This is a genomic window from Aquibacillus albus (genome assembly GCF_016908325.1).
GTDB lineage: Bacteria > Bacillota > Bacilli > Bacillales > Amphibacillaceae > Aquibacillus_A > Aquibacillus_A albus.
This window is the reverse complement of record NZ_JAFBDR010000007.1, coordinates 86428-111503: the sequence shown is the minus strand read 5'-3', so window position 1 is coordinate 111503 and position 25076 is coordinate 86428. Positions and strand designations below refer to the sequence as shown.

Sequence of the window (25076 nt, the reverse complement as noted above, 5' to 3'; positions counted from 1 at the left end):
AAAGTGTGGTCGAATAGTAAAAAGGAGCGAATTTGAACATGATACCATTAACCGATATAAAGAAAGCCAGCGAAGCAATAAAGGACATTGCTCACCGAACACCTCTACTAACCTCTGAGCAATTAAATGAAAGAAGTGGCAATCGTGTTTCACTAAAATCAGAGCATTTGCAGAAAACGGGTGCATTTAAAATCCGTGGAGCAACGAATAAAGTAAAGCAAGCAGTACTGGATGGTGCAAAGTATATAACGGCTGCCTCATCCGGAAATCATGGCCAGGCAGTTGCTTACATTGCCAATCAATTAAATGTACCAGCAACAATCGTGGTCCCGGAAGATGCGAATCCGGCCAAGCTTGATGCTATCGAAGCATACAACGGAAAAATTGTAAAATGTGGGACAACTTCAGCTGAGCGTATTCCAAAAGCAATAGCACTTGCAGAAGAGGCAGGAGGTACATATATCCCACCGTATGATGATTCTTACATCATTGCTGGACAAGGAACTGTTGGGTTAGAAATTATCGAGCAATTACCAGATGTAGACGTTATTATAGTTCCGGTGGGCGGTGGTGGACTAATATCTGGGATACTATCTGCCGTAAAACAACTAAATCCAAAAGTAAAAGTGATTGGAGTTGAGCCGGAAACAGCAAATGACACCTATTTATCTCTTCAAAACAAGCAGATTACAGCTATCCCACCTACGTTAACAATCGCTGATGGGCTGCGTACCTCACAACCAGGAGATGTCACATTTCCTATCTTGTTGAAGCATTTGGATGACCTTGTGTTAGTATCAGAGGAAGAAATAAAAGCTGCATGCAGGTTTGTGATGGAAAGAATGAAGCAAGTAATCGAGCCATCAAGTGCTGTTTCCATTGCTGCTGTTTTATCAAGGAAGCTAGCAGTACAGAATAAAAAGGTGGTAGCAGTTGTATCGGGAGGAAATGTTGATTTAAAAGCTTTACAGGATTTGATTCAGTAAAACTCGTTTGAATTTTACTCTTTATATGTAATAGGATGTAAATAGTTAATTACGTGAAGGAGACTACATAATGACAAAAAAGGTTTATTTTAATCATGACGCAGGAATCGATGATTTAGTTTCGTTATTTTTATTAACACAAATGGAAGATATTGAAGTGATTGGTGTATCTGTTTTACCTGCAGATGGCTATTTAGAGCCAGGAGCCAACGCAAGCAGAAAAATTATTGATCGATTTAGTTCCTATCCAATTGAAGTGGCTAAGTCTAATTCTCGCGGGGAAAATCCGTTCCCTAGTGATTGGAGATTGCACACATTTGTTGTGGATGCACTACCAATACTTAATGAGAGTGGAAAAATGGATGCACCATTAAGTGATTTATTCGCACACAAACATATGATTGAAAAGTTAAGAAACAGTGATGAAAAAGTTACACTTCTTTTTACGGGACCATTAACCGATTTAGCAAGGGCTTTAGATGAAGCGCCAGAAATTGAAGACAACATAGAGAAGCTAATCTGGATGGGCGGTACGTTTCAAGAGGTTGGAAATGTACAGGAGCCAGAACATGACGGTACAGCTGAGTGGAATGCGTTTTGGGACCCGGCTGCTGTTCAACGGGTTTGGGCTAGTGGCCTTACGATTGAGATGGTTGCACTCGAAAGTACACAACAGGTACCGTTAACCCTTGATGTGCGAAATCGCTGGGCGTCTTTACGAAAACATGAAGGGGTTGATTTCCTCGGACAATGCTATGCGGCGGTTCCACCGCTTGTTCATATGGAAACCAATTCCACTTATTTTCTTTGGGATGTCTTAACAACTGCATCCGTTGGAAAGCCAGAGCTTGTTACATCTAAAACAGTCAAAAGCTCTGTAATAACAGAAGTACCGAGCCAAGGAAAAACGGCTCTTTCAGAAAATGGGCGAGAAGTAAGTGTTGTGTATGATGTAAAAGCAGAAGCATTTTTCGATTACATTACGAATCTTGCTCAAAAGGTGGAAAGAAAATGACAGAGAAAAAGCGGGTAATCATTGATACGGACACGGCTGGGGATGATACAATCGCCATTTTAACTGCGCTGCATTTTTTCGATGTAGAAGGAATTATGATAACAGGAGGAAATGTCCAGTTTGATCAGCAGGTGGAGAATGCACTATATACGGTTCAGGTTGCTGGTAAAGGTGGACAAGTTCCTATTTTTAAAGGGTATGAAGGTCCTATCATGCAAGTGGGAACCTCTACTCATCGTACGGTTGAGGATGTCCATGGGTCTGATGGCATGGGAGGGGCAAATTTCCCAAAGTCTAAACAGCGACCTGAATCCAAGCATGCAATAGATTTTTTGATTGAAAAAGTCCATGAAAATCCAGGAGAAATCAACCTGCTTGCGATTGCTCCACTAACGAATATTGCGATGGCGATTAAAAAAGATCCGACTATTGTACCAAAGATTCCCCACCTTTTTATCATGGGAGGTACGAACAATTACCTGGGAAATATAACCCCCGCAGCCGAATACAACTTTTATGTAGATCCAGAGGCAGCAACCATTGTATTAAATTCAGGTATTCCTATTACAATGGTCGGATGGGAAATGTGTGTGCAATATTCAGTGATGGATGACAGTGACCACCAAGATATACGAGCGCTGGATACAGCTGGATCACAGTTTTTTATGGCTGTGAATAAAGTCGTAAAAGAATTTAACAAAAACGTACATAAACTAAATGGAACGACACATCCAGATGCGTTGTTAATGGCTGTTGCATCAAGGGAAGAGCTCATGCTTGAGTCAGGAAAGTATTTTGTTGACGTGGAGACGAAAGGTAAATGGACAAGAGGGTACAGTGTTGTTGATATGAATGGTAGGTTTGAGAAAGAACCGAATGTAAGAGTATGTGAGAAAGTCGATCGAGACGGATTTAAACAGACTTTATTAGAAGTGTTGAAGGCGATTGAATAGAGTTTTAGGGAATCGACCCCACGAGGATGAGAGGTGCGGGTCGATTTTTACTTTCTTGCACGTTAACAAACCATAAAATTCTTATTTTTTACGATAATTGTAAAAAATGGCAATTAAACTAGTTAGTGTTCCTATGTTTTCTTTTATAGTAGAATTAATTTATCTTATTTTTTTGGGGGGACAACACGTGATAGACTTACGAAGTGATACAGTAACAAAGCCAACAGAAGCTATGAGAAAGGCAGCTTATGAAGCAGAGGTTGGTGATGACGTATATGGTGAAGATCCAACAGTTAATAAACTAGAAGAAACAGCTGCTGAAATGCTAGGAAAAGAAGCGGCATTATTTGTAACTAGCGGAACTCAAGGCAACCAAATAGCTGCTTTAACCCATTGCAGACCTGGTGATGAGGTGATTTTAGAAGCAAATGCACACATTTATCTTTTTGAAGGTGCTGCCATCTCTGCTTTTGCAGGCGTTCAGCCTCGACCAATACAGGGTGTGAGAGGGGCGATGGATCCTCAGGATGTAGCTGCAGCTATACGCACGGAAGATATCCATTTCCCTGATACGACGATGATTTGTTTTGAAAACACGCATAACAAGGCAGGAGGAGCAATATTACCATTAGAGAATATGCAGGAAATTTATAAACTTGCAAAAGAAAAAGATATTGCAGTTCATCTTGATGGAGCGAGGTTATTTAATGCATCAGTAGCCTCTGGTATTTCTTTAAAGGAATATGCAAGTTATACAGACACTGTTCAGTTTTGTCTATCCAAAGGATTAGGTGCACCAGTTGGATCAATTATTGCAGGATCGAAACCGTTTATTAAAAAGGCTAGAAAGTGGAGAAAACGACTTGGTGGAGGTCTAAGACAAGCTGGTGTTATTGCAGCTCCAGGGTTAATCGCTTTACAGGAAAACGTAGAAAGGTTAGCAGACGATCATCATAATGCTAACTATTTAGCCGAAGGACTAGCTAACATTAGTGGTTTAGTGGTGGAAAATAACGTAGAAACAAATATCCTTTTAGTTAATGTGGAAAAAGCTGGATTTACTTCTGACTCATTCTTAAAGGAACTAAAAAATAAAGGGGTACTTGCTGTTCCATTTGGACCATCAACGGTTCGATTTGTTACAAATTATGGTGTAACAAAGGATGATATCGATCAAGCGTTGCTGGCAGTACAGCAACTAGTTAATGAAATATAATAGTAGAAAACATGAGCTTATGTTCAAGCTCATGTTTTTTTTCAAGAAAAAAGAATATAACATATACACCTTCAAGGATTGTGGTGATAAAGGTGCTTGTTTCATGGACGATTAACCGTTATCCTATTGATATGCCATTTAAATGTATGAACAAAGAATTAGGATAGATGAGGAGTAAAATCAATGGTTATGTTTGTTGTTATTGTCGTTTGTGTAGTAATTACTTTACTCGTATTAGGCCTGTCTATCATGACTATAAATAAAGGCTATGCATATAAGCAAACGGTTGATCCTTTGCCGAAAGACGATGAGGGTTCAAATCAGAAGGAAAGACAAGAGTAGAACATATAAAAAGAGGCAATCTCGCACATGCTTGAGATTGCCTTCTTTCCTATTACAAACTAGCCTTGAAAATTGCGGCGGCATCTTCTTTTTCTAATTTTTTAAAATTACCAAAGGAAGGATTCGCAACAACAGTTTTTTCAGCCATCAAATCAACAGTCGTTTCATCGATATGATAGTCAGCCAAACGTGAAGGTGCCCCAATGCTATTCCAAAATTCGCGTAGCTTCTTGATACCTTCTAGGCCTACCTCGCGATCAGATTTTCCTTCTGGATTTACATCAAAGACACGTACTGCCAATTGCTTAAAGCGATTCACGTTTTCGTCAATTGAATATTCCATCCAATGTGGGAAAATAATCGCAAGGCCTCCGCCATGAGGAATATCATGGACGGCAGAAACTGCATGTTCAAGATTATGTGTTGCCCAATCTCCATGATAGCCCATGCTTACCATTCCGTTTAATGCCATGGTGCCATTGTAAAGAATAGTTGCTCTATGATCATAGCTGTCCAGATTCTCTAAGAGCTTTGGTGCGGTTTCGATAACTGTGCGCAAAATTGCTTCTACCATGCGATCCTGAAGCAAGGTATTTGTTTCATGATGGAAATAATGTTCGAATGCATGTGACATCATATCAACGATTCCGTACACTGTTTGATCACGTGGAACCGTAAATGTGTTTACTGGATCTAAAATGGAAAAACGAGGATATGTATGAGGGCTACCCCATCCATGTTTTTCGTTCGTTTCCCAATTGGTTATGACAGAGCCAGGATTCATTTCAGATCCTGTAGCAGCTAACGTGAGCACCGTTCCGAAGGGCAGTGCATCTTCAGCGGATGCTTTTTTCGTAACGATGTCCCATATATCATGCTCAGACTTTGCACCAGCAGCTATCGCTTTTGTGCAGTCTATTGTACTACCGCCGCCAACAGCAAGGATGAATTCGATACCTTCCGTTTTACAGATGTCTATACCTTTCCTTGCTGTTGTAACACGAGGGTTTGGTTCTACACCACCGAGTTCAAATACTTCAGCGCCAATCTTTTTTAATATGGATTGAACGTCATCATATAAACCATTTCGTTTAATACTACCGCCACCATATACCATCAATACTTTGTTCCCGTATTTTGGTACCTCTTCTACTAGCTGATCAAGCTGGCCTTTTCCAAAAATTAATTTTGTTGGATTATAATATGTAAAATTTTGCATGTATTATCAACCTCCTCTTTTTAATATGGCAAGTTTCTATCATATTGTAAAGCAATTAACACTCCTTATAGGATGAGTTTATAATATAGCGGTTATGTAGATAAAAATATCTTTTTCGTATAGATGAAAGAAGGGGAAAATAACTATAGATAGGCATGAAAAAAGTATAAATTCCTGCTATTTTTCTCAGACTAACCGAGATTAATCAGGGAGGAATTTGTATGGCTAATAAACAAGAGAGTGCATCAGATAAACATTTATCCTGGTGGCAGCTTTCACTTGTTGGTATTGGCTCCATTATTGGTACGGGGTTCTTTTTAGGATCAAGTATTGCATTTAAGCAAGCTGGACCATCGGCAATTTTTGCTTTTTTATTAGCTGCCTTAAGTACCTATATTGTATTTGATTCTCTTGCAAAAATGACCGCTAAGCATCCAGAGCAAGGTTCTTTTCGGTCGTATGCGAAAAAAGCATTCGGACGATGGGCTGGTTTTAGTAATGGCTGGGTGTACTGGTCATCAGAACTACTTATAATGGGGAGTCAATTAACTGCACTAGGACTTTTTTCAAAATTTTGGTTTCCGAATATTGAACTTTGGATTTTTGCATCTATTTATGGGGTATTAGGAATTATTGTTTTATTAACTGGTATTAGTGGGTTTGAAAAATTTGAAAACGTGTCTGCTGTTGTTAAAGTAGCTGCTATTTTAATGTTTATTATCATTGCTACGTTAGCTATTTTCGGAGTGTTAGATGGTAAAGCGCCAGACCGATCCTTTGCCCTTCATTATGGTGATATTTTCCCAAATGGTTGGCTAGGCTTTTGGACTGCAATGATTTATGCCTTTTACGCTTTTGGAGGGATTGAAGTGATGGGTATTATGGCTAATGACCTTAAAGACCCAAAACAAGCTCCTAAAGCTGGAAGTGCTATGTTATTTACGTTAGCTACTATTTATGTTCTTTCATTAGCACTGGCTGTTTATTTAGTGCCATGGAATAAATTTACTACGGAAGACAGTCCATTTATAACAGCTTTAGCCGGCTATCAATTGAATTTTGTCCCACATCTTTTTAATGGAGCATTGGTGATTGCTGGTTTCTCAACAATGGTTGCCTCTCTTTATGCAATTACAACGATTTTAGTTACCTTATCAAAAGATGGGGATGCACCTGGGTTTTTTTCAAGAACAAGCAAACATAATATTCCTTTTCGAGCATTGGGTCTTACTGTTACCGGACTAGTGATTTCGATTGTTGTTTCTTTGTTAGTTCCAGACAAAATATTTGAATACTTTACTACTGCAGCAGGTTTAATGTTACTTTATACTTGGTTATTTATTTTATTTTCGTTTGGAAAACTTATAAAATCTCATGCCTTTGGACATCTAAAACAATGGGTTGGTGTATTATTAATTATCGCAGCTGTTTCAGGCACGTTATTCGACAAATCTAGCAGACCTGGATTTTTCGTTAGCTTGGCTTTCCTTGTTTTAATTGCTTTAGTCACTTATATGATGCGCAATAAGTGGAAGGGAAAAGAAGAAAAACATGGTCCTACTTCCTTGTTTAAAAAACATGAAGATGTTTAGGTGTAGAAAAGGGGCTCAGGGATAGTCCCTCTATTTGTGGAATGGACATTGAGAAAAAGAAGATTGGTCATCTCGAAGGAAATATTGCTTTGCCTCAAAGTTATCTGAATCCCCGTATAATTTTAAAGCCGGATGAGGTTCAATCGAATCATATTCTTTTAACCGCTGCCTTATTCTTTTTTTTAGGGATGGAGCTGTTTTTGTCAGTTGAAATTGATCAAATACCCACCGTGGCGTGATGCCAAGCATAAAATAAGGAAAACTCCTGCTTTGCCGTTTTTGGTGACTTGGAGTAGCGGTATATACAAAATATCGTTCTCCTTCAAAGCAAAATTCCCATAATGAATGAGTCGGGTTTTCAGGGATTTCTTTAGGCCAAGCAATCGTATCGCGTTCACTTACTTTAATTAAAAGATTCCAAAATTTCTTTTCATAATCACTTATTTTTAATTTGTTTTCATTGTTGAAAAATAAAATAAGTGAAGGATATTTTCCTATGTCTTTATAAACTTTCCCAAAATGGCTTAGAAGAGAAGCTACATCTTTGCATGTAGTATCTTTTGTTAGTTCATCTGTAAATCCATATCGGAATTGATCTAATTGGTAACCTGCTATTGCGGGAATACAAGGGAATTTGTTTTCTTTATTCGTAAGCTTTTCATTAAAGCAATGATAGGCATCGATCATCCAACTACTTAGTTTCGGATTCGGAGGATTAAAATCTTTTAATTGAAATAGCTGCATCTATATCTTTCCCCTTTCCTTATAGCGTATTAGGGAAAGGGATAATGGGTGACAGTCTAGTGCAGCTAATGAACTCCATTTTGATTACGCACTAAAAGTGAAACAAAAGCTTCGTTGCATGATAGCCGAAATAAAAGCCAAAGCCTATCAGTGAAACACCAGATAAAGCGGAGATAAGTACCAATACTTTGTTTGTTAAAATTTTGCGAAAACTACTCGCAACAATAGCCATCGTAAAATCCCATATGACTAGACCGATAATTACAGCACAGCTATAAAGGGCAATATGTGTTACATCGTATTCTACTACTGTTTTTGCTAATACTGATCCATAAATACCTAACCAAAAAAGAATAGATAGAGGGTTTGATAACGCTAAGAAAAAGCCTGTAAAAAAGGTTTTGGCCAACGAATCATTTATATTTCTTGAATTTGTATCAGCCGCGTATTTTGCACTGAATAAGCTTTCTACACCAGTATAGATAAGAACAAAACAGCCAAAACACCAAAGGAAGGTTTGCATGAAAGGGATTTCTAAAAAGTGAACGACTCCAAAGAAGACCGCTAACATAAGTAGAATATCTGCCGTAACAGACCCTAAGCCAATAAACCAAGCATGTACAAATCCATTTTTAATCCCTCTATCTAGTTGAGCAGCATTGATTGGTCCAATGGGTGCTGCTAAAGATAATCCTAAAAAAATATAGCTAAAAAATACTCCCACATTTCTCTCTCCTTTTTAAACAGCTTGTACATTGTATTCAGTACAGTTGTCCAATAAAACAAAAATTTGTACTTTTACCCGACTCAATGCTTATTAAAAAATTATTAAAAAAACAGCATAAATGAAAAAAAGAAAACGCATTATCTGGTACAGATAATGCGTTTTGCTTCTATTTATAACTTATGTTGAATGGATTGGTATGTGGCTTGCAGTGTTTGCAAAAAATCTGCAGCCTGTTGTAAATCATGCTTTTCTTCTAAATTTCCATATTCCGTTTGCGTATTGATTAAGATATTCTCTGCCTTATTTAAATAGAATTCAGCATCTGTAAAATAATTTGGTTCAAAACGAGCCCTTGCTACCCATCTTTTTGCATGATCCATTGCTTGGAAAGCATCTTCAACGGAATATTGTTCAGGCAATTTATTGATCCTCCGAAATTGCTTTCTCGTAAGCTTCAATTAATTGCTCTACTTCATTCTCACTTATTTCTTGTAAAAACGTTTCGTCGTTCTCGCTAACTACTTCACTGATTAACATTTCATCATCATTGGAATAGAGCACATATTCTTTTTGATTCATCTCAATGATTGCATCTACATTATACTCCGTTTCTGTTCCATCTTCTTCTTCAAAGATAATTGTATCCTCGATGTCATAAGCATTATTATGTTCCATTTTTTCACCTCTCGTCTATTTTTAAACATACCTTAGCATTCGTGTTTTTTTAAAGATTATTCTTTCCTTATTTTTCGGAAAAAACTTTCGATTATAAGGTTTATACCTTGTCATATTAAGGAATAGTTATATAAGATAGGTGCGAGTGGAATAATTTTCTATAGAAGGAGTGATAGTAATGAGTGATGTAATTTTCACATCTCATGCGACAGCAAAAGGTGGCCGTGATGGACAAGTTAAATCGGATGATGGTTTAATTGACTTAAAATTAGTAAATCCTGCAGGCGATTCAGACGGAAAGGGTTCGAATCCAGAGCAATTATTTGCTGCGGGATATTCAGCATGCTATGATGGTGCACTAAACTTAATGGCTTCTAGACAGAAAAAAGAAATTGATTCCTCGGTAACCGCAGACGTAAGCTTACTTAAGGATAGTGCGGACAACGGCTTTAAAATTGGTGTAACACTCAACGTGGAAGTGAAAGGTGTTAGCCAGGAAGAAGCAGAATCGTTAGCAAAAGCTGCCCATGATTTTTGCCCTTATTCCAAAGCTACACGAGGCAACATTGATGTTGATTTGAAAGTTGCCGCAGTATAAAAAAAGACGTGCCCTTCCTTATAAGGAAGGGCACGTCTTTTACATGTCAAGAAATGATAAAATTTCAACTAACAAGTCATTCAGCGTAATAAAAGAAATAACGGATGCTATGGCTCGTTTGAATAGATAACCAATCAAGACTTAAAATTCATTAAAATTGTCGATCACTTGTTTTTGTCAAGTAATCTTTTTATCTCTTGTAACTCTGTTTGTACTTCTGCAAGCTTAATGTCTGTTGGTGAAGGAGTGTCCTCTTTATGGGCATCTTCCACATTGTTAACAATTACCCCCACAAATAAGTTAAAAATAACAAAAGTTCCAATCAGGATAAAGCTAACAAAGAACCACCAAGTCCCAGGACTTTCTATTAAGATCGGCCTCATCACTCCACTTGCCCAGGATTCCAATGTCACGACTTGAAATAGCGTGAGTAAAGAGTCGTGTAATGTACCAAAATACTCAGGTGCGATCGAATGAAATAACATCGTCCCGATGACACCGTAAATATAAAAAAAGATACATAACAGTAACATTATTGTTCCCATAGATGGAATCGTTGATAAGAGTGCATTAACGATTTTTCGCAGGGAAGGAATTACTGAGATTGCTCTTAACACACGCAAAACTCTAAGAATCCGCAGCACTGTAACATAGTATGCTCCTACGAGTATATGACCGCTAACAACGATGATAAAATCAAAGATATTCCATGGATCTTTGAAAAAAGATACGATAGATTTACTACCAACCAAGCGGATGATTATTTCTATCGTAAATATCCAAAGTAAAAGTCGATCAGCTATATACAACCATGGAGCATAGCGCTCTGCAATATAAGAATAGGTTTCCAAACCTACAATAATAGCGTTGATTAAGATAAATCCTATAATAATATTGGTAAATAATGGATGTTCAGAGATTTTGGAGCACCTAGATTGTATTCCATTCACTAGTTGTTTCCCCTTTCTAACTCTATCTTCACTAGTTTTTAAATGCTTGCATTGGTTATTACAAGCATATAATCTTAATAATAATATGAAAAGCAAAAAGATAGAAGAGGGAAGAATTGGCTGAGTAAAAAATAGTTTTCATTGGAGATAGTATTACCGCCATGGGACGATGAGATAATCCAGATGAAACAGGGGATGGCAAACTGAACTGCAGGAAAGGTGATTGTATGAAGAAAAATAATATTTTATTTGTTGGTGCTGGAAGGATGGCTCAGGCGATTATTGGTAGTCTTATGGGCGACTCGCGTTTTAATATTACTGTTACGAACAGCGGTAACAAGCAGCGGTTAAAGGATGTTCAAGAGACATACGGTGTAAGGGTAGTCGAAAATTGGAAAGAATCTATTGAAAATGTGGATTTAATTGTTTTGGCAGCACCTCCAGATGTACATGCTTCCATAATAGCGGAAATGAATCCATGGATAAAAAGTCAGTTGGTTGTTACGGTAGCTGCAGGCATTGGGCCTAGTTGGTTAGAAGAAAGGTTGCCTCATCAAACATCCGTTGTGTGGTTGATGCCTAATACAGCTGCTAAAGTTGGACAATCCTCTACCTTATGTGCTCTTGGTCAACATGTGGACGAACTACAGCTGGAAATGATTAAATCACTGTTAACAAACATTGGATCCTATGAAATCGTTTCGGAACACCAGGTTCACCAGCTAACTGCAATTACTGGCAGCTCTCCAGCGTTTGTTTATCAATTAGCAGAAGGACTGGTCAGCTCAGCAAAGCAATCTGGTGTTACAGAAGAACAAGCGAAAAGAATGGTAGCCCAAATGATTTTAGGTGCAGCTTCCATGCTAAAAACAGGTGAGAGCCCGCAAAAATTAATCGATGAGGTGGCGACACCTGGAGGATCGACTGCTGCTGGCTTACAGGTATTGGATTATCATCATTTTACTGAGGTTATAAGTGAAGCTGTTGAGGCCTGTCGCAAAAAAGCGAGCAAGGATGTTAATGAATAAACTAGGTCCCAGGGAAAGCGAAAAGAGGCCGTCCCAAAAGCAAAGGGTCAGCCTCTTTTATTTACTACTCACTTGTTTCTGTTTTATTGGTTTGGGAGACTGATAAATTATCATTTATTTTTGTCTCACTATTTGCTGCCACTCGATCTAGCATACCTTTCAAGTCAACACCGGATACATCCTTTAATGTTTCTGGCAACTGGCTCATTAATTTTGTGACGTAATTACTCATTCTTGCAGCACCATCACCTTCACCATTGCCATTATCCACTACGGTTACTTTATCAATAGACTGAATTGGCTCTGCAATTTTACCAGCAAATTCAGGAAGCATTTTGATAATCATTTCTAAGATTGCTGCTTCTCCGTATTTTTCCATTGCATCGGCTAATTTCTCTTTTGCTTCCGCTTCTGCTAAACCTTTTTGACGGATTGCTTCTGCTTCTGCTTCCCCGTCTAAACGGATTTGTGCTGCTTCTGCCTCTGCTTTTTTCACACGAGTAACTTTATCTGCCTCTGCTTGTTGCTCAGCTGCATAACGTTCCGCTTCTGCCTTTTTCGAAATCTCTGCTTCATATTGACGTTGCTTACGAAGCACTTCTTTTTCGTCAATCTCAATTTGTTTATTCTTTTCAACTAATTGGATTTGCATTTCTTCTTGTTTAACTTGCTGCTCCGACTTGGCACCTTGTAACTTGTATGCCATGTCTGCTTCTGCTTTTGCAGTATCTTGTTCGCGTTTATAATCGGCAACCTTTAATTCCTTATCTTTGGTTGACTCAGCAATTTGAGTTTCACTAAGTAACTCGGCACCTTGGCTCTCGCGTTCTGCTTGTGCTTTTTGGATCCGAGCATCACGCATAGCATTAGCTTCTGCGATTTGAGCATCGCGTTTTACTTCCGCGATTCGAGGTTTCCCTAATGCTTCTAAATAACCATTTTCATCTTGGACATCTTTGATTGTAAATGAAACAATTTGCAGCCCCATCTTTTTTAAATCAACGGCTGCTTGTGTTTGAACTTCTTGAGCAAATCTTTCTCTATTTTTGTAAATCTCTTCGACTGTCATCGTACCTAAGATTGCACGTAGGTGTCCTTCCAATACTTCCTGTGCTTCTTTACGTAACTCAGAATTATCCTTCCCTAAAAACTGTTCCCCTGCAGTAGCTATTCCTTCTGTTGTACTTTGCACTTTAATAATTGCTGTTCCATCAGCCATAACTGGAACGCCGTTTTCGGTGTACACATTTGGAGTAGAGATATCTAAACTATGAGAACGTAGACTGATCATCTCCGCTTGTTGAAAGATTGGTAGAATAAATGCCCCACCGCCACGGACGATTTTTATTCCACTTCCGTCATCCGTCTTATGTACATTTTTGTTTCCTAAAAAACTACCTGTCACAATCATTGCATCATCTGCGCCAACTGTTTTGTAACGTGCAGCAAAAAGAATACCGAACGCTACTAGTACAGCGACCACTACACCTATCACAATAAGAAAATCCATCTTTCTCCTCCTAAATTTATAATTCTGTTAACTCAGATACAAACAAAATTTGATCCTCTACTTGAATGACTAGGATCTTTGTTCCTTGTTTAATCTCCTGTTTATCAAAGCTTTTTGCAATTTCATTTCGACTACCATTGGGTGATTGGATAAACACTTCACCCATTCCATCAGCAGGAATAGTTGTAATTACTTCGCCGATTGCTCCTTCTAAATCATTAATGGAAATAGAGGTGGAAGATTCAGCATTTGCCATAGGTATAACCATGAAATAATAGATGAGAAAGTAGGCAGCTCCTCCAATAAGTACGCTTGAGAGCAACACAATCAATCCGTTTAATTCGGAATATTTTGTTAATAGTACACCTGATCCACCAATAACAGATAATGTTCCAAATAATAATAAAGGATTGAGGAACTCGGATAAGCCATCAAAAACACTTTCCAAAATATCTCCTAAAAAGATGGAAATGATTGCGAAACCCAGGCTTCCAAATAACAACCACCAATAAATTTCTAATGCTACAATACAAACACAACCCCTTTCATTATTTGTTCACAGTAATGTATACGTCTTATCGATTAAAAAGTTCCCATTTTTTTGTAAATAAAATAAAATAGGTGCAAAAAATGTAGTAATTTGACGTATTATCAAGTAAAATGAAATGTTTTTTCATCGAGAAGGTATTTAAATAGATGACCATTTTATATCAGATAAACCACGCTTTTATGGTGTATAGCACTTTATTGTACGAGCCAAGAGTGACCCTTTTTAAAAGGCACTTTAAAATTTTTCATTGACAGTAATAACTATTGCTATTATTATGAAAAGTAATTAGAATTTTTAAATAAAACTTGAACACGTAAGATGAATTTTTTGTTGACTTATCCATAAAAGGGATTTATGCTTATTCACAATTGAATAGAGTCTTATCAAGAGAAGCTGAGGGAACTGGCCTGATGAAAGCTTCAGCAACCTCTGACGTGGATCAGAAAGGTGCTACTTCCAGCAAGAATAGAGTAATATTCTTGGGAGATAAGAATGGATAAATACAGTTACCTCTTTTCTCCTAAGGACGAAAAGAGGTTTTTTAGTGCCTGAAAATAAGGCTTCATCATTGGATTAACTTAATTTTTAAAATCGAGGGGAGAACTTCAAATGAGTGAAATTGTATTATTGTCAGGAAGTCCAACATATCCGTCAAGATCGGAATCAGTACTAAGGTATTTAAGCGACTTATTAGAAAAGGAAGGTTTCTCAACGATAAATATATCTGTTAGAGATTTTTCGCCGGAGGATTTATTTTATGCCCGATTTGATAGTCCGGATATTCAACATATCGCACAATCATTACAGAATGCAAAAGGTATCATTATAGGATCACCAGTTTACAAGGCTTCCTATTCTGGTGTGTTAAAGGCATTGATTGATTTGCTTCCTCAAGATGTTTTACAGGATACGCCAGTTTTTCCGATAATGACTGGTGGTAGCGGAGCCCATTTGCTTGCAATTGAGTATGCGCTAAAACCATTGTTAGCTTCATTGAAGGGACAAAATTTAAAAGGGGTTTATTTGCTTGACAATCAAATTGATAAGGCAAATACACTGCATCCAGTGACTGATCCAGAAGCAGCTGAACGATTAGAAAAGCAATTAGATTACTTTGTACAGTTTATAAACAAACAAAAAGCACTGACAGAATATTTGACTTAATTTTAAGGTGGTACGAACACATTGATAAAAATAGAAAAATCAATGTTGGTCAAGGGGGGAGTCTAAGAATGAATATAGCAACAAATACATGTTACTTAGAAAAAGCCTCTGCTTTAGCGGGAATTTTTTCTGAGGATGCTGTTGAGCGTGATAGAATTGGTGGAATACCAAAGAAGGAAAAAGATGCAATCCGTGAAAGTGGCCTATTACATTTGATTGTGCCACAAATGTACGGTGGTGAGGGTGAAAGCTGGTCCACCGTTTTTCGATTAGTTCGTGAATTTGCAAAAACAGATCCTTCTATTGCTTACTTATATGGCAACCATTTTTTGCAGCTGGTTAATCCACATCTAACTTGTTCTTCCAAGCAAAAAGCGCACTTTTATAAGGAATCTGTGAAAAATGATTGGTTTTGGGGCGGGTGTTTTTATCCCTTTAATAAGGAGCTTATAGGAATAAGTGAAGGTAACCGTGTCATTTTAAATGGAAAGAAAACGTATAGTGTTGGTAGTCAAGATGCAGATCGAGTATTAATATCATGGCTTGAGTTATCGGATGAAGCTGGGATAGGTGGAGCGGTAATTCCCATCGACCGTGAGGGAGTAACCGTAAATGATGACTGGGATGGAATAGGACAAAAGCAAACAGAAAGTGGTACTGTTACATTTACTAATGTAATAGTGGAAAAAAATGAAATTCTCGATCGTAATTATGCATCTATTTCACCATTTTCTACAATCGGTGATGTTCTTAATGAATTGCTATTAGCTAACGTTATTACTGGAACTGCTGAAGGATCACTCACTGATGCTGCGGTTTATACGAAATCAATTTCACATCCTTATCCACTTTCTGAAGCAGAATCAAATGATAGAGACCCTTTTGTATTAAGAAAATATGGGGATTTGTGGATAAAGCTTCAAGGTGTCATAAGCATTGTTGAGAAAGCTAGTAGATTAATTGATGTGGCATGGGAAAAAGAGCACGCGTTATCAGAAGAGGAAAGAGGGCAATGTTTGCTGCAAACGGATGCTGCCCATGTTGCGGCCACTACAGTAGGTTTAGATATAACCAATGATATTTTTGAAGTGATGGGGGAAGGGTCAGCTGATAAGCGATATGGCTTGGATCGTTTTTGGAGAAACGTTCGAACCTATACCCTTCAAAATCCGCTTGATCATAAACGGAAAAATATTGGTAATTGGTTACTTAATGATGAATATACATACAAAGTATAAAGAACCGGGCATATTTTGCCCGGTTCTACTAATTGTATATTCATCTTAACTATCGGCTTTAAGTACATATTTGTTTCTGCCCGCTCCAAGACCGAAAATAATCAGGCAGACAGCAAGGATAATAATAGTAATAAGAGGAATAGACCAATTACTCGTAACATCATAAATAAAACCGATAGATATCGGTCCTATGGAAGCTAGTAAATAGCCGAACGACTGAGCCATTCCTGAAAGCTCAGCGGCTTGTCTGGAATTTGTAGAACGTAGGCCCAATAATACAAGTGACAAACTAATACTGGATCCTAAGGCACAGCCAATTAATGTAATCCACAGGAACATTATGCTTAGTGTTCCACCAATTAAAAGTCCACTATAACCCGTAATTGCAAGTACACCAATACCTATTACTATCCCTTGTTGGTTTTTAACACGACCAGCCAGAATAGGAGTTAGAAAGGTTGCGGGTAAACTAATGAACTGCATATAGGAAAGAAGCCATCCCCCAGTAACAATAGAAAAACCTGAATGATGCAGTATTTCTGGTAACCAGGCAATTGTTACATAGAATAAAAAGGATTGAAGCCCCATAAACAATGTAACCTGCCATGCCACCATAGATGATAAGAGCTTTGTAGCAGAAGGTTCATAAATTCTCTTTGTTTCCTCGTTTGTTTGTATTTTGATCAAAATGATCCACACGATAATACTAATACCCGTAAGTAATGCCCAACTTAATAACGATTTTTGCCAGCCCAAATCTAAACCTTTTGCTAATGGTACACTTAGTCCTGATCCGGCCGCAGCCAAGATAGACATGCTTGTCGTGTAAACAGAAGTCATTAATCCTATTTTTTCGGGATACTTTCCTTTGATTAATCCAGGTAACAACACATTACAAATTGCAATACCTAAGCCGACGAGTGTTGTTCCGATATAGAGTGTGATTGTTAAAGCGATAGAACGAGTAACAATTCCTAAAAATAAAATCATTAACCCCAATAGCAATGTTCGTTCATTTCCAAAACGATTTGCAATTTTAGGTGCAATCGGAGACATTGTTGCAAAAGCCAATAGAGGTAAGCTAGTAATTAATCCGGCGTTCCAGTTGGCTAAATGAAGATCATCTTTAATTATTCCAATTAGTGGGCCAACGGAAGTTATTGCTGGTCTTAAATTAAATGCTACAAGAATAATACTTACAATTAAAATGATTTTTGTAAATTTTTGGTTATTTCTACCATTTATTTTATTCACATTTAAGACTCCTGTGTTAAAATGTTTTCATTCCCATCTACAAAGTATAAAATAACAAAATAGTACTATCAAATATTTGTCTGGTTATAATAGAAGGTGGAGTTCAATAACTTGATAGAATAAATAATGATTATGTTAATAAAATGAGAGTAAAAAAGGATTGTGAATAATGAAAAATGGTTTTTTAGAGGAAGTATTATCTTGGATAAAAGCATTAATTATAGCTTTGTTAATTGTTATGGTTTGCAGACATTTCTTAGTGACACCTTCAATCGTCCAAGGGGAGTCAATGATGCCAAATCTTAAGGATGGGGACCGAATTATTTTAAGCAAAATAAGCTCCATTGATCGCTTTGATGAGATTGCTTTTAAGGCTCCCGATTCAAGTGAAAATTACGTGAAGAGAGTGATTGGTGTACCTGGAGATACGATTAAAGTAAAGGAAGATATTCTTTTTATAAATGGTAAACCATTTGAAGAACCATATTTAGACAGCTATAAAAGAAAGTTAAAGTCTAATGATAGATTAACAGAAGATTTTACTTTGGAGCAGGTTACTAGTGAGTCAGTTGTTCCAGAAGGACACTATTTTGTACTTGGTGACAACCGTACAATTAGTAAGGACAGTCGATCGTTTGGCTTTGTATCTGAGGATGCGATAATCGGAGATGTGAAAATGCGCATTTGGCCGTTAGATAGTATTGGAATACCTGAATGATAAAAAATAAACAAGCTTTTCTAATTTTATTGAATAGACGTGTAAAAATTTTTGAAACTAAATGAATGCAGGGGAAAATCATGTAAAGCCTATAAAGAAAGAATATAAGGTAGAAAAGCATACTAATTTGCAAGTGATTTTTCTAGTAATTTTGTAATAAATATATTGCTTAATTAATTAGTGAAAACATTAGAAAGTGACGGTGTTCCAAATGAAGTCTATTTGTGTATTTGCTGGATCTAGCTTTGGTAAACATCCAGAATATGATTTATATGCCAAGAAACTAGGAAAAGAATTAGGGAATAATGGATACACGTTGGTTTATGGTGGTTCAAACACAGGACTGATGGGTAGTTTAGCGAATAGTGTATTAGAATCTGGTGGAGAAGTAATTGGTGTCATGCCAAAAGGCTTGTTCAAGGGTGAAATTGTACATAATAAGTTAACGAAATTGATAGAAGTTGAATCGATGCATGAACGAAAGGCTAAAATGAGTGAATTGGCTGATGGCTATATTGCCCTTCCTGGTGGATTGGGCACTTTTGAAGAATTATTTGAAGTTTTATGCTGGGCTCAAATTGGTATTCATGATAAACCAATCGGTGTACTAAATGTAAACGGATATTACGACCCACTATTAAGGTTGGTGGAATATAGCATTGAAGAACAGTTTTCGAAAGCTTCCAATCGAGACTTGATTCAATCATCTGCAGAACCTCAAGCATTGCTTCAAATGCTTAAATCGTATAAGCCAAAGGGTGGCGATCAAAAGTGGAATTTAACGGAGAAATAAAATCAGAGCTGTACCGTTCATCATTGAGTCGTGATGTTGGAATATTCCACTATAAGTGCGTGTCATCCAATTCATGTTCTTTGTTTGACAATAAAAGCATATAGTGTTTTATTAGAAGTAAGTAAATAGGAAGTCCACTAGGGGCGCCCAATGGCTGAGATAAGGTTTTTGCCTTTGTCCCTTTGAACCTGAACTGGTTAGTACCAGCGTAGGAAAGTGGAGACGGGATAGTATAGGGATATACTTTATTTGTAATGTACAAAACCGCTCCAGTTTTCTGGAGCGTTTTTTTGATTTTATCTAATTATCCTGTGCTGCTTTTGGACTTCTTTAAAAATTTTAAGGAGGAGTTCGTATGTCATTTTCATTGCAATTAAGAAAGGAAGCAGACACTATTTTTGAAGGCATTTTTAAACATCCATTTGTAGTGGGTCTTGGAAAAGGAGATCTCAAAAAGGAAGCTCTGATTCACTATGTAAAAGCTGATTTTGAATATTTAAATGCATTTATTAATATTTATGGACTTGCTATTGCGAAAAGTTCAAACCGGGAAGATATGGCATATTTTCAAGATAAGATTGGTTTCATATTAAATAGTGAAATTCATCCACACAACAATCTTTGTCAAGTTGCTGGAGTGGATTATGACGACCTAAAAGGTTTCCCTTTACCTCCAACAGCGGATCATTATGTCAGCCATATGAAAAGTACTGCGCAACAGGGGAGTATGGGAGAACTATTAGCAGCTCTACTTCCTTGTCCATGGACGTATTTAGAAATTGGTCACTACTTACAGGACACAATTAAACCAGATCCTAATCACCCTTTTTATGAGTGGATTACTTTCTATGCAAAGGAAGAGACGGATTCTGTAACAACAGAGCTACGTAGAAAATTAGATCAATGGGCTGAAACAGTCGGGGAAACTGAAAAAGATAAGGCGCGTCAAGCTTTTATTAAGAGCTGTCAACTAGAATATAATTTTTGGGAGATGAGTTATACACTAGAAGAATGGCCGTTCAATCTGGTTACTGAGGAGGTTTAATTTATGTCAAAAGTAGCAAGTGCACTAACGATTGCAGGTACGGATCCGACTGGTGGTGCAGGTATCCAAGCTGATTTAAAATCTTTTCAAGAACGAGAAGTTTATGGAATGAGTGTTGTAACATCTGTTGTTGCTCAAAATACGTTTGGGGTAAATGGCGTGCATCATTTGCCGGTATCTTTTATCGAACAACAGTTACATGCGGTTTTTCAAGATATTGAACCAGATGCAGTAAAGACAGGGATGATTGCAACGATTGAAATGATGGAATTAGTTGCGAGTGTGTTAAAAGGTAAATCCACTCACTACGTTATCGACCCTGTTATGGTAGCTAAAAGTGGCGATCCATTAATGGAGGAATCTTCAAGAAAAGTTATTCGAGACACATTAGTTCCATTGGCTTCATTAGTAACACCAAATGTACCTGAAGCAGAAATTCTAGTAGATTTTGAGATTTCGAGTACAGACGATGCTAAAAAAGCAGCCAGAACCATAGTGGAGGAGCTTGGTGCAGGTGCGGCAGTTGTTAAAGGAGGACATTTGACCGGTGAAGCGGTGGATGTTTTATATGATAAAAGTGGATATCATTATTTTAAATCGGAGCGGACGAACACGAAGCATACACACGGAACTGGTTGTACATTTTCCGCTGTTATTACTGCGGAGCTAGCCAAGGGTAAGTCAATGGCTGATGCAGTTGCGACTGGTAAAGCGTTTATAACGGATGCGATTAAGTATACGTTAGGTGTTGGGAAAGGAAATGGTCCAACGAATCATTGGGGCCATCGATTACAAGGCCTACCTAATCTAGGAGGGGAAAAAGTTGAGTGACATTACAGCATTAATTGATTCGGTAAGAACAAAGCAACCGCTAGTCCATAACATCACGAATCAAGTAGTTATTAACTTCACAGCTAATGGTTTATATGCATTAGGTGCTGCTCCGGTAATGGCAAATGCGGTTGAAGAGGCGAAAGAAATGGCTCAAAATGCAGATGCATTATTGCTGAATATCGGAACATTGACCACTGCACAAGTGGAAGCGATGGTTTTGGCGGGAAAATCAGCCAATGAAAAAGGAATTCCTGTTGTTCTAGATCCAGTAGGAGTAGGTGCAACTTCTTTTCGAACAGAAGCTGCCAAAAAAATTCTGGAAAATGTGAAGATATCAGTTGTTCGAGGAAATGCCGGAGAAATTAGTAGTTTAGCAGGTCTGGAGTCGAATATGAAAGGTGTAGATGGTACATCTGATGAAGACTTCAAAGAAATTGCCTTAGCAGCAGTTAAACAACTTCAAGTACCCGTAATTGTTACGGGAAAACAAGATGTCATTACGGATGGAAATCAGATGTTTGTATTGGATAATGGTCACCCATTGTTGACGAAAGTGACTGGTACGGGTTGCTTACTCAGCTCTGTTATTGCAGCATTTCTATCGACTAGTGATTCTATCGTAAAAGCCGCTGCAGGCGCTGTTAGTTTTTATAATATAGCAGCTGAAATTGCGGCTGAACATACGAGTGCCCCTGGAAGCTTTCAAGTAGCATTTTTGGATGCACTATATCAACTGAAAAGTAATGTTGTAAGTGAGACGGCAAAAATTGAACACTTAGATATAACGAAAAAGGAAGAGTGAATGATGAAAATCAGTGAAATGCTCCGTGTATATTTTATTATGGGTAGTAATAATTGCACAGGTGATCCTTTAGAAGTGTTAGAATCAGCGTTAAAAGGTGGAATAACTCTTTTTCAGTTGAGAGAAAAGGGTGCAAATGCTAAGACTGGGAAGAAAAAGAAAGAGTTAGCATTAAAAATGAAAGAGCTCTGCCACCGTTATGAAGTTCCGTTTGTGGTGAATGATGATGTTTCCTTAGCATTGGAAATAGAAGCAGATGGAATTCATGTTGGACAAGACGATGAACCTGTGAGTGAAATAAAGGAAAAGTGCCCGGAACGTATGATTATCGGAGTTTCCGCTACTAATGGTCAAGAAGCGGTGGAAGCTGTTAAAGATGGTGCTGATTATATAGGTGTAGGGCCAATTTTTTCAACAGATACAAAAGTTGATGCGAAGAAGCCAATTGGTTTGGAGGGGGTCTCCCGCATTAGAAAGCTTGTTGGCGATATACCAATGGTGGCGATTGGTGGGATTAAGGCCGTACATGCTTCAGATATTATTGATGCTGGCGCAGATGGAGTATCTGTTATTACAGCGATAAGTGCAGCTGCATCTCCGGAAGCGGCAGCTCGGGAAATAAAAGAAAAAATAGGTGAATGAATGAAAAATGTTTGGATAACAGAGGAGTTATCCAAACATTTTTTTACACTTTCAAGGAACACGAAACAGCGATTAAGGAAGAACTCTACGTCGCTAGGTCGGTTTAAGATAATCTAGAAAATGATTGTGTAATGTATTGTCTCTTTTTCTTAATGAACAAAAAATATGCTAATATACATAGTAATTCAATCATGGGGGGGAGGAATATGATGTTTGAACACAAAGTTGACCAGGGAATCTCATTAAAACTAATAGAAAAGAAAGATGCTAAACGCATATTTGAATTAACAGAGAGTAATAGAAGTTACTTAAGAAAATGGTTGCCTTGGGTTGACGAGACAAGGAAAGTAGAGGACACAGAAGTATTCATTCAATCCTGTTTAGAGGGTTTTGCTAATAATAAATCTATTACAACAGCTGTTCAGTTTAAGGGGGAAATTGTTGGGGTAGCTGGCTATAACGAGTTAGATTGGTCGAATAAAGTAGCTTATATTGGTTACTGGCTAGCCGAGGAATATCAAGGGAATGGTATTATGACAAAGGTAGCTGAAGCCTTGACAGATTACGCTATCCGAGAATTGGAAATCAACCGTGTTGATATAAGAGCTGCATTTGAAAATATGAAAAGTAGAGCTGTACCAGAGAGGCTTGGTTTTAAATACGAAGGTTGCATCCGTCAATCTGAATGGTTGTACGATCATTATGTTGACCACGCCGTATATGGAATGTTAGCGAATGAATGGAAAGTGAAAGGATAATTGCTATGGCAAAATCCCAAGTAATAGTGCAACGATGGCAATTACCTTCACCTAAAACCTTGGTGATTGCCAAGTTTTCTTTCGTAAACTAAAATGAATAAATAAGGAGGGTATTTGATGCGTTTAGAAGATAAAAAGGTAATTGCCTTAGTGGATGAAGACTTTGAAGATTTAGAGCTATGGTACCCAGTTCTTCGACTAAGAGAAGAGGGTGCTGAAGTTGATTTAGTTGGCAAAGAAGCAAATCAAAAGTACATAGGGAAATATGGAGTCCCTGCAACGTCGGATAAAGCATTCTCTGATGTTGACCCAAGTGATTATGATGCGATTCTTGTACCAGGGGGATGGGCGCCGGATAAATTAAGACGCTTCCCGGAAGTACTAGACTTCGTTCGTCATATGAATGATCATCAAAAACTGATTGGACAAATTTGTCATGCCGGTTGGGTGCTTATTTCTGCAGACATTTTACAAGGGAAAAAAGTAACAAGTACACCGGGTATCAAGGATGATATGACAAATGCGGGTGCATCATGGAGTGATGAAGCGGTAGTAGTTGATGGACACTTAGTTTCTAGTCGACGTCCGCCGGATTTGCCTCCATATGTAAAAGTGTTTGCTGATAAATTAGCAGAACAATAATGATCATAAGTCCCTCCTGACTATAGGACGGGACTTATTTTTTCCACGCTAGGAAAGTATAAAATTTTAGCGCTGAAGTTAATCGACGTAGTAAAATTTTTAGGAACTAAGTATAAGAAAACTTCGACACTCGTTATAGGACGAGACGAATGTCGAGTTTTTCTAAGCGCTTAATATTCGATAGGGATTACTGTAGTCAGTGACAGGGAATACTTGAATTAATAAAAAGGAAGTGATTGTTTGGATGTAATCATTTGGTTATTAATCATTGCTTGTTTCATTTTAAGCTTTGTAGGGATTATTTTCCCGCTAGTTCCATCACCACTAGTACTGTGGATTGGTTTTCTGTTGCACTTTTTCTTTCTGGAAGGAAATCTTTCGGGACTGTTTTGGGGTGCGATGGTAATTCTAACCATTATATTAGTGGTTTCCGATATCATAGCGAATAGTTATTTTGTGAAAAAATATGGCGGCAGTAAATGGGGAGAGCGGATTGCGGCTGTAGGTGTTATTGTTGGTTCTTTTATTGTTCCCCCATTTGGAATTATTGTTGTTCCATTTGTAGCTGTGTTAATTACTGAACTCCTTCAAAAAAGGTCTCCGCAAGAGTCTGTTCGGGCAGCAATTGGTTCGTTGCTTGGATTTCTAGGTGGTTCAATAGCCAAAGTAGTTATTCAAACCATTATGATTGTTTGGTTTTTTATAGCCGCTTAAATAGGAGTGCTTTTCCGTTCAGCCCCTAAGTACTGCTTTTTACTAGAGGTGATTTTTGTAGTCGGCTGTCCAAAAAGTAGTTTCCAAAAGGAATGAAGGCGACGATAACCGATCCTGCAATCCACTTTAATGTCCATTTTGTTGCAAGAGTAGTATAGCCAATCACAAGTATGTACACGCAAAAAAGTGCACCGTGAATGGATCCTACAATTGTAACTACTTCATGGTGGCCAGCCATATATTTTAATGGCATTGCGATAAAAAGTAACAAAATTAAGGATGTTCCTTCTAAAAAGCCTGTTACTCGAAACAACTGAATTGGGGATGTGAACAAGACAAATTCCTCCTTTTTCCTTTTATTATAACA

General features: G+C 37.8%; 29 protein-coding genes and 2 riboswitches. Of the genes, 19 read left to right on the top strand and 10 right to left on the bottom strand.

The genetic code is table 11. The features are described from left to right. Nucleotides 1-38: 38 nt before the first annotated feature. The 5 genes from JOC48_RS08175 to ytzI all read left to right on the top strand — a co-directional run bounded on the left by JOC48_RS08175 (nt 39) and on the right by ytzI (nt 4512). Nucleotides 39-986 carry a threonine/serine dehydratase family protein gene (locus JOC48_RS08175; RefSeq protein ID WP_204498626.1) on the top strand — a complete coding sequence of 316 codons (948 nt, stop codon included), beginning with the start codon at nt 39-41 and terminating at the stop codon, nt 984-986. Between the two features lie 70 nt (nt 987-1056). Further along, nucleotides 1057-2001 (top strand): nucleoside hydrolase, encoded by a 945-nt coding sequence (locus JOC48_RS08170; RefSeq protein WP_204498625.1) that lies wholly within the window; start codon nt 1057-1059, stop codon nt 1999-2001. After that, nucleotides 1998-2954 (top strand): nucleoside hydrolase, encoded by a 957-nt coding sequence (locus JOC48_RS08165; protein ID WP_204498624.1) that lies wholly within the window; start codon nt 1998-2000, stop codon nt 2952-2954. The genes JOC48_RS08170 and JOC48_RS08165 overlap by 4 nt, the downstream gene beginning before the upstream one ends. Nucleotides 2955-3141: 187 nt before the next feature. Further along, on the top strand, nt 3142-4170 hold the full coding sequence (gene ltaE, locus JOC48_RS08160) for a low-specificity L-threonine aldolase (protein WP_204498623.1): 1029 nt from the start codon (nt 3142-3144) through the stop codon (nt 4168-4170). 183 nt (nt 4171-4353) lie between these two features. Beyond that, nucleotides 4354-4512 carry a YtzI protein gene (ytzI, locus tag JOC48_RS08155; RefSeq protein ID WP_239584251.1) on the top strand — a complete coding sequence of 53 codons (159 nt, stop codon included), beginning with the start codon at nt 4354-4356 and terminating at the stop codon, nt 4510-4512. A 52-nt stretch (nt 4513-4564) separates the two neighbouring features. Here the strand turns inward: ytzI and JOC48_RS08150 are convergent, their stop codons facing one another. Continuing rightward, the gene (locus JOC48_RS08150) at nt 4565-5731 is read right to left on the bottom strand and encodes an iron-containing alcohol dehydrogenase (RefSeq protein ID WP_204498621.1); all 1167 of its coding nucleotides are present in this window, start codon (nt 5729-5731) and stop codon (nt 4565-4567) included. Between the two features lie 221 nt (nt 5732-5952). Here JOC48_RS08150 and JOC48_RS08145 point away from each other — a divergent pair, with 221 nt between their 5' ends. Beyond that, on the top strand, nt 5953-7323 hold the full coding sequence (locus tag JOC48_RS08145; protein ID WP_204498619.1) for an amino acid permease: 1371 nt from the start codon (nt 5953-5955) through the stop codon (nt 7321-7323). A gap of 30 nt (nt 7324-7353) precedes the next feature. Here the strand turns inward: JOC48_RS08145 and JOC48_RS08140 are convergent, their stop codons facing one another. The 4 genes from JOC48_RS08140 to JOC48_RS08125 form a co-directional block, all read right to left on the bottom strand. After that, complete coding sequence (locus tag JOC48_RS08140) at nt 7354-8067, bottom strand: YqcI/YcgG family protein (protein WP_204498617.1); 714 nt, start codon at nt 8065-8067, stop codon at nt 7354-7356. Nucleotides 8068-8158: 91 nt separating this feature from the next. Beyond that, on the bottom strand, nt 8159-8791 hold the full coding sequence (locus tag JOC48_RS08135) for a LysE family transporter (protein ID WP_204498615.1): 633 nt from the start codon (nt 8789-8791) through the stop codon (nt 8159-8161). Nucleotides 8792-8964: 173 nt separating this feature from the next. Next, entirely contained in the window at nt 8965-9213 is a 249-nt protein-coding gene (locus tag JOC48_RS08130) for a hypothetical protein (RefSeq protein WP_204498613.1), read from the bottom strand. A gap of 1 nt (nt 9214) precedes the next feature. Then, complete coding sequence (locus JOC48_RS08125) at nt 9215-9469, bottom strand: DUF1292 domain-containing protein (protein ID WP_204498611.1); 255 nt, start codon at nt 9467-9469, stop codon at nt 9215-9217. 178 nt (nt 9470-9647) lie between these two features. Here JOC48_RS08125 and JOC48_RS08120 point away from each other — a divergent pair, with 178 nt between their 5' ends. Continuing rightward, nucleotides 9648-10067, top strand: coding sequence for an organic hydroperoxide resistance protein (locus JOC48_RS08120; RefSeq protein WP_204498609.1), 420 nt, complete (start codon nt 9648-9650; stop codon nt 10065-10067). A 164-nt stretch (nt 10068-10231) separates the two neighbouring features. Here JOC48_RS08120 and JOC48_RS08115 read toward each other — a convergent pair whose 3' ends face one another. Further along, nucleotides 10232-11017, bottom strand: coding sequence for an ion transporter (locus JOC48_RS08115; protein ID WP_204498607.1), 786 nt, complete (start codon nt 11015-11017; stop codon nt 10232-10234). A 227-nt stretch (nt 11018-11244) separates the two neighbouring features. On the opposite strand from JOC48_RS08115, the gene proC reads away from it, so the two are divergent. Then, complete coding sequence (gene proC / locus JOC48_RS08110) at nt 11245-12045, top strand: pyrroline-5-carboxylate reductase (RefSeq protein WP_204498605.1); 801 nt, start codon at nt 11245-11247, stop codon at nt 12043-12045. Between the two features lie 64 nt (nt 12046-12109). Here the strand turns inward: proC and JOC48_RS08105 are convergent, their stop codons facing one another. Together JOC48_RS08105 and JOC48_RS08100 are read right to left on the bottom strand one after the other, a co-directional pair. Next, entirely contained in the window at nt 12110-13555 is a 1446-nt protein-coding gene (locus tag JOC48_RS08105) for a flotillin family protein (protein WP_204498603.1), read from the bottom strand. A gap of 16 nt (nt 13556-13571) precedes the next feature. Continuing rightward, entirely contained in the window at nt 13572-14069 is a 498-nt protein-coding gene (locus tag JOC48_RS08100; protein ID WP_476693105.1) for an NfeD family membrane protein, read from the bottom strand. 413 nt (nt 14070-14482) lie between these two features. Beyond that, nucleotides 14483-14598: riboswitch (SAM riboswitch) on the top strand. A gap of 116 nt (nt 14599-14714) precedes the next feature. Here JOC48_RS08100 and ssuE point away from each other — a divergent pair. Continuing rightward, entirely contained in the window at nt 14715-15269 is a 555-nt protein-coding gene (gene ssuE / locus JOC48_RS08095; RefSeq protein ID WP_204498601.1) for an NADPH-dependent FMN reductase, read from the top strand. 68 nt (nt 15270-15337) lie between these two features. Then, the gene (locus tag JOC48_RS08090) at nt 15338-16507 is read left to right on the top strand and encodes an acyl-CoA dehydrogenase family protein (RefSeq protein WP_204498600.1); all 1170 of its coding nucleotides are present in this window, start codon (nt 15338-15340) and stop codon (nt 16505-16507) included. Nucleotides 16508-16552: 45 nt separating this feature from the next. Here the strand turns inward: JOC48_RS08090 and JOC48_RS08085 are convergent, their stop codons facing one another. After that, nucleotides 16553-17761 (bottom strand): CynX/NimT family MFS transporter, encoded by a 1209-nt coding sequence (locus JOC48_RS08085; RefSeq protein ID WP_420829212.1) that lies wholly within the window; start codon nt 17759-17761, stop codon nt 16553-16555. A 169-nt stretch (nt 17762-17930) separates the two neighbouring features. Here JOC48_RS08085 and lepB point away from each other — a divergent pair, with 169 nt between their 5' ends. From lepB to JOC48_RS08040, 9 genes are all read left to right on the top strand, one after another. After that, nucleotides 17931-18479, top strand: a complete 549-nt coding sequence (gene lepB, locus JOC48_RS08080) for a signal peptidase I (RefSeq protein WP_204498599.1) — start codon at nt 17931-17933, stop codon at nt 18477-18479. A gap of 211 nt (nt 18480-18690) precedes the next feature. After that, nucleotides 18691-19272, top strand: coding sequence for an LOG family protein (locus JOC48_RS08075; protein WP_204498728.1), 582 nt, complete (start codon nt 18691-18693; stop codon nt 19270-19272). A 129-nt stretch (nt 19273-19401) separates the two neighbouring features. Continuing rightward, nucleotides 19402-19504, top strand: a riboswitch (TPP riboswitch). Between the two features lie 123 nt (nt 19505-19627). After that, nucleotides 19628-20317, top strand: coding sequence for a thiaminase II (gene tenA, locus JOC48_RS08070; protein WP_204498598.1), 690 nt, complete (start codon nt 19628-19630; stop codon nt 20315-20317). 3 nt (nt 20318-20320) lie between these two features. Then, nucleotides 20321-21148 carry a bifunctional hydroxymethylpyrimidine kinase/phosphomethylpyrimidine kinase gene (gene thiD, locus JOC48_RS08065; RefSeq protein ID WP_204498596.1) on the top strand — a complete coding sequence of 276 codons (828 nt, stop codon included), beginning with the start codon at nt 20321-20323 and terminating at the stop codon, nt 21146-21148. Beyond that, nucleotides 21141-21953, top strand: a complete 813-nt coding sequence (thiM, locus tag JOC48_RS08060) for a hydroxyethylthiazole kinase (protein WP_239584250.1) — start codon at nt 21141-21143, stop codon at nt 21951-21953. Before thiD ends, thiM begins: the two co-directional genes overlap by 8 nt. After that, nucleotides 21954-22595, top strand: a complete 642-nt coding sequence (thiE, locus tag JOC48_RS08055; RefSeq protein ID WP_204498595.1) for a thiamine phosphate synthase — start codon at nt 21954-21956, stop codon at nt 22593-22595. A 209-nt stretch (nt 22596-22804) separates the two neighbouring features. Beyond that, complete coding sequence (locus JOC48_RS08050; RefSeq protein ID WP_204498594.1) at nt 22805-23353, top strand: GNAT family N-acetyltransferase; 549 nt, start codon at nt 22805-22807, stop codon at nt 23351-23353. Between the two features lie 117 nt (nt 23354-23470). Beyond that, nucleotides 23471-23995: a type 1 glutamine amidotransferase domain-containing protein gene (locus JOC48_RS08045; RefSeq protein ID WP_204498593.1), complete on the top strand. Its 525-nt coding sequence runs from the start codon at nt 23471-23473 to the stop codon at nt 23993-23995. A 240-nt stretch (nt 23996-24235) separates the two neighbouring features. After that, complete coding sequence (locus tag JOC48_RS08040; protein WP_204498592.1) at nt 24236-24709, top strand: DUF456 domain-containing protein; 474 nt, start codon at nt 24236-24238, stop codon at nt 24707-24709. A gap of 25 nt (nt 24710-24734) precedes the next feature. Here JOC48_RS08040 and JOC48_RS08035 read toward each other — a convergent pair whose 3' ends face one another. Continuing rightward, nucleotides 24735-25043: a DUF3817 domain-containing protein gene (locus JOC48_RS08035; protein ID WP_204498591.1), complete on the bottom strand. Its 309-nt coding sequence runs from the start codon at nt 25041-25043 to the stop codon at nt 24735-24737. Nucleotides 25044-25076: the final 33 nt, after the last annotated feature.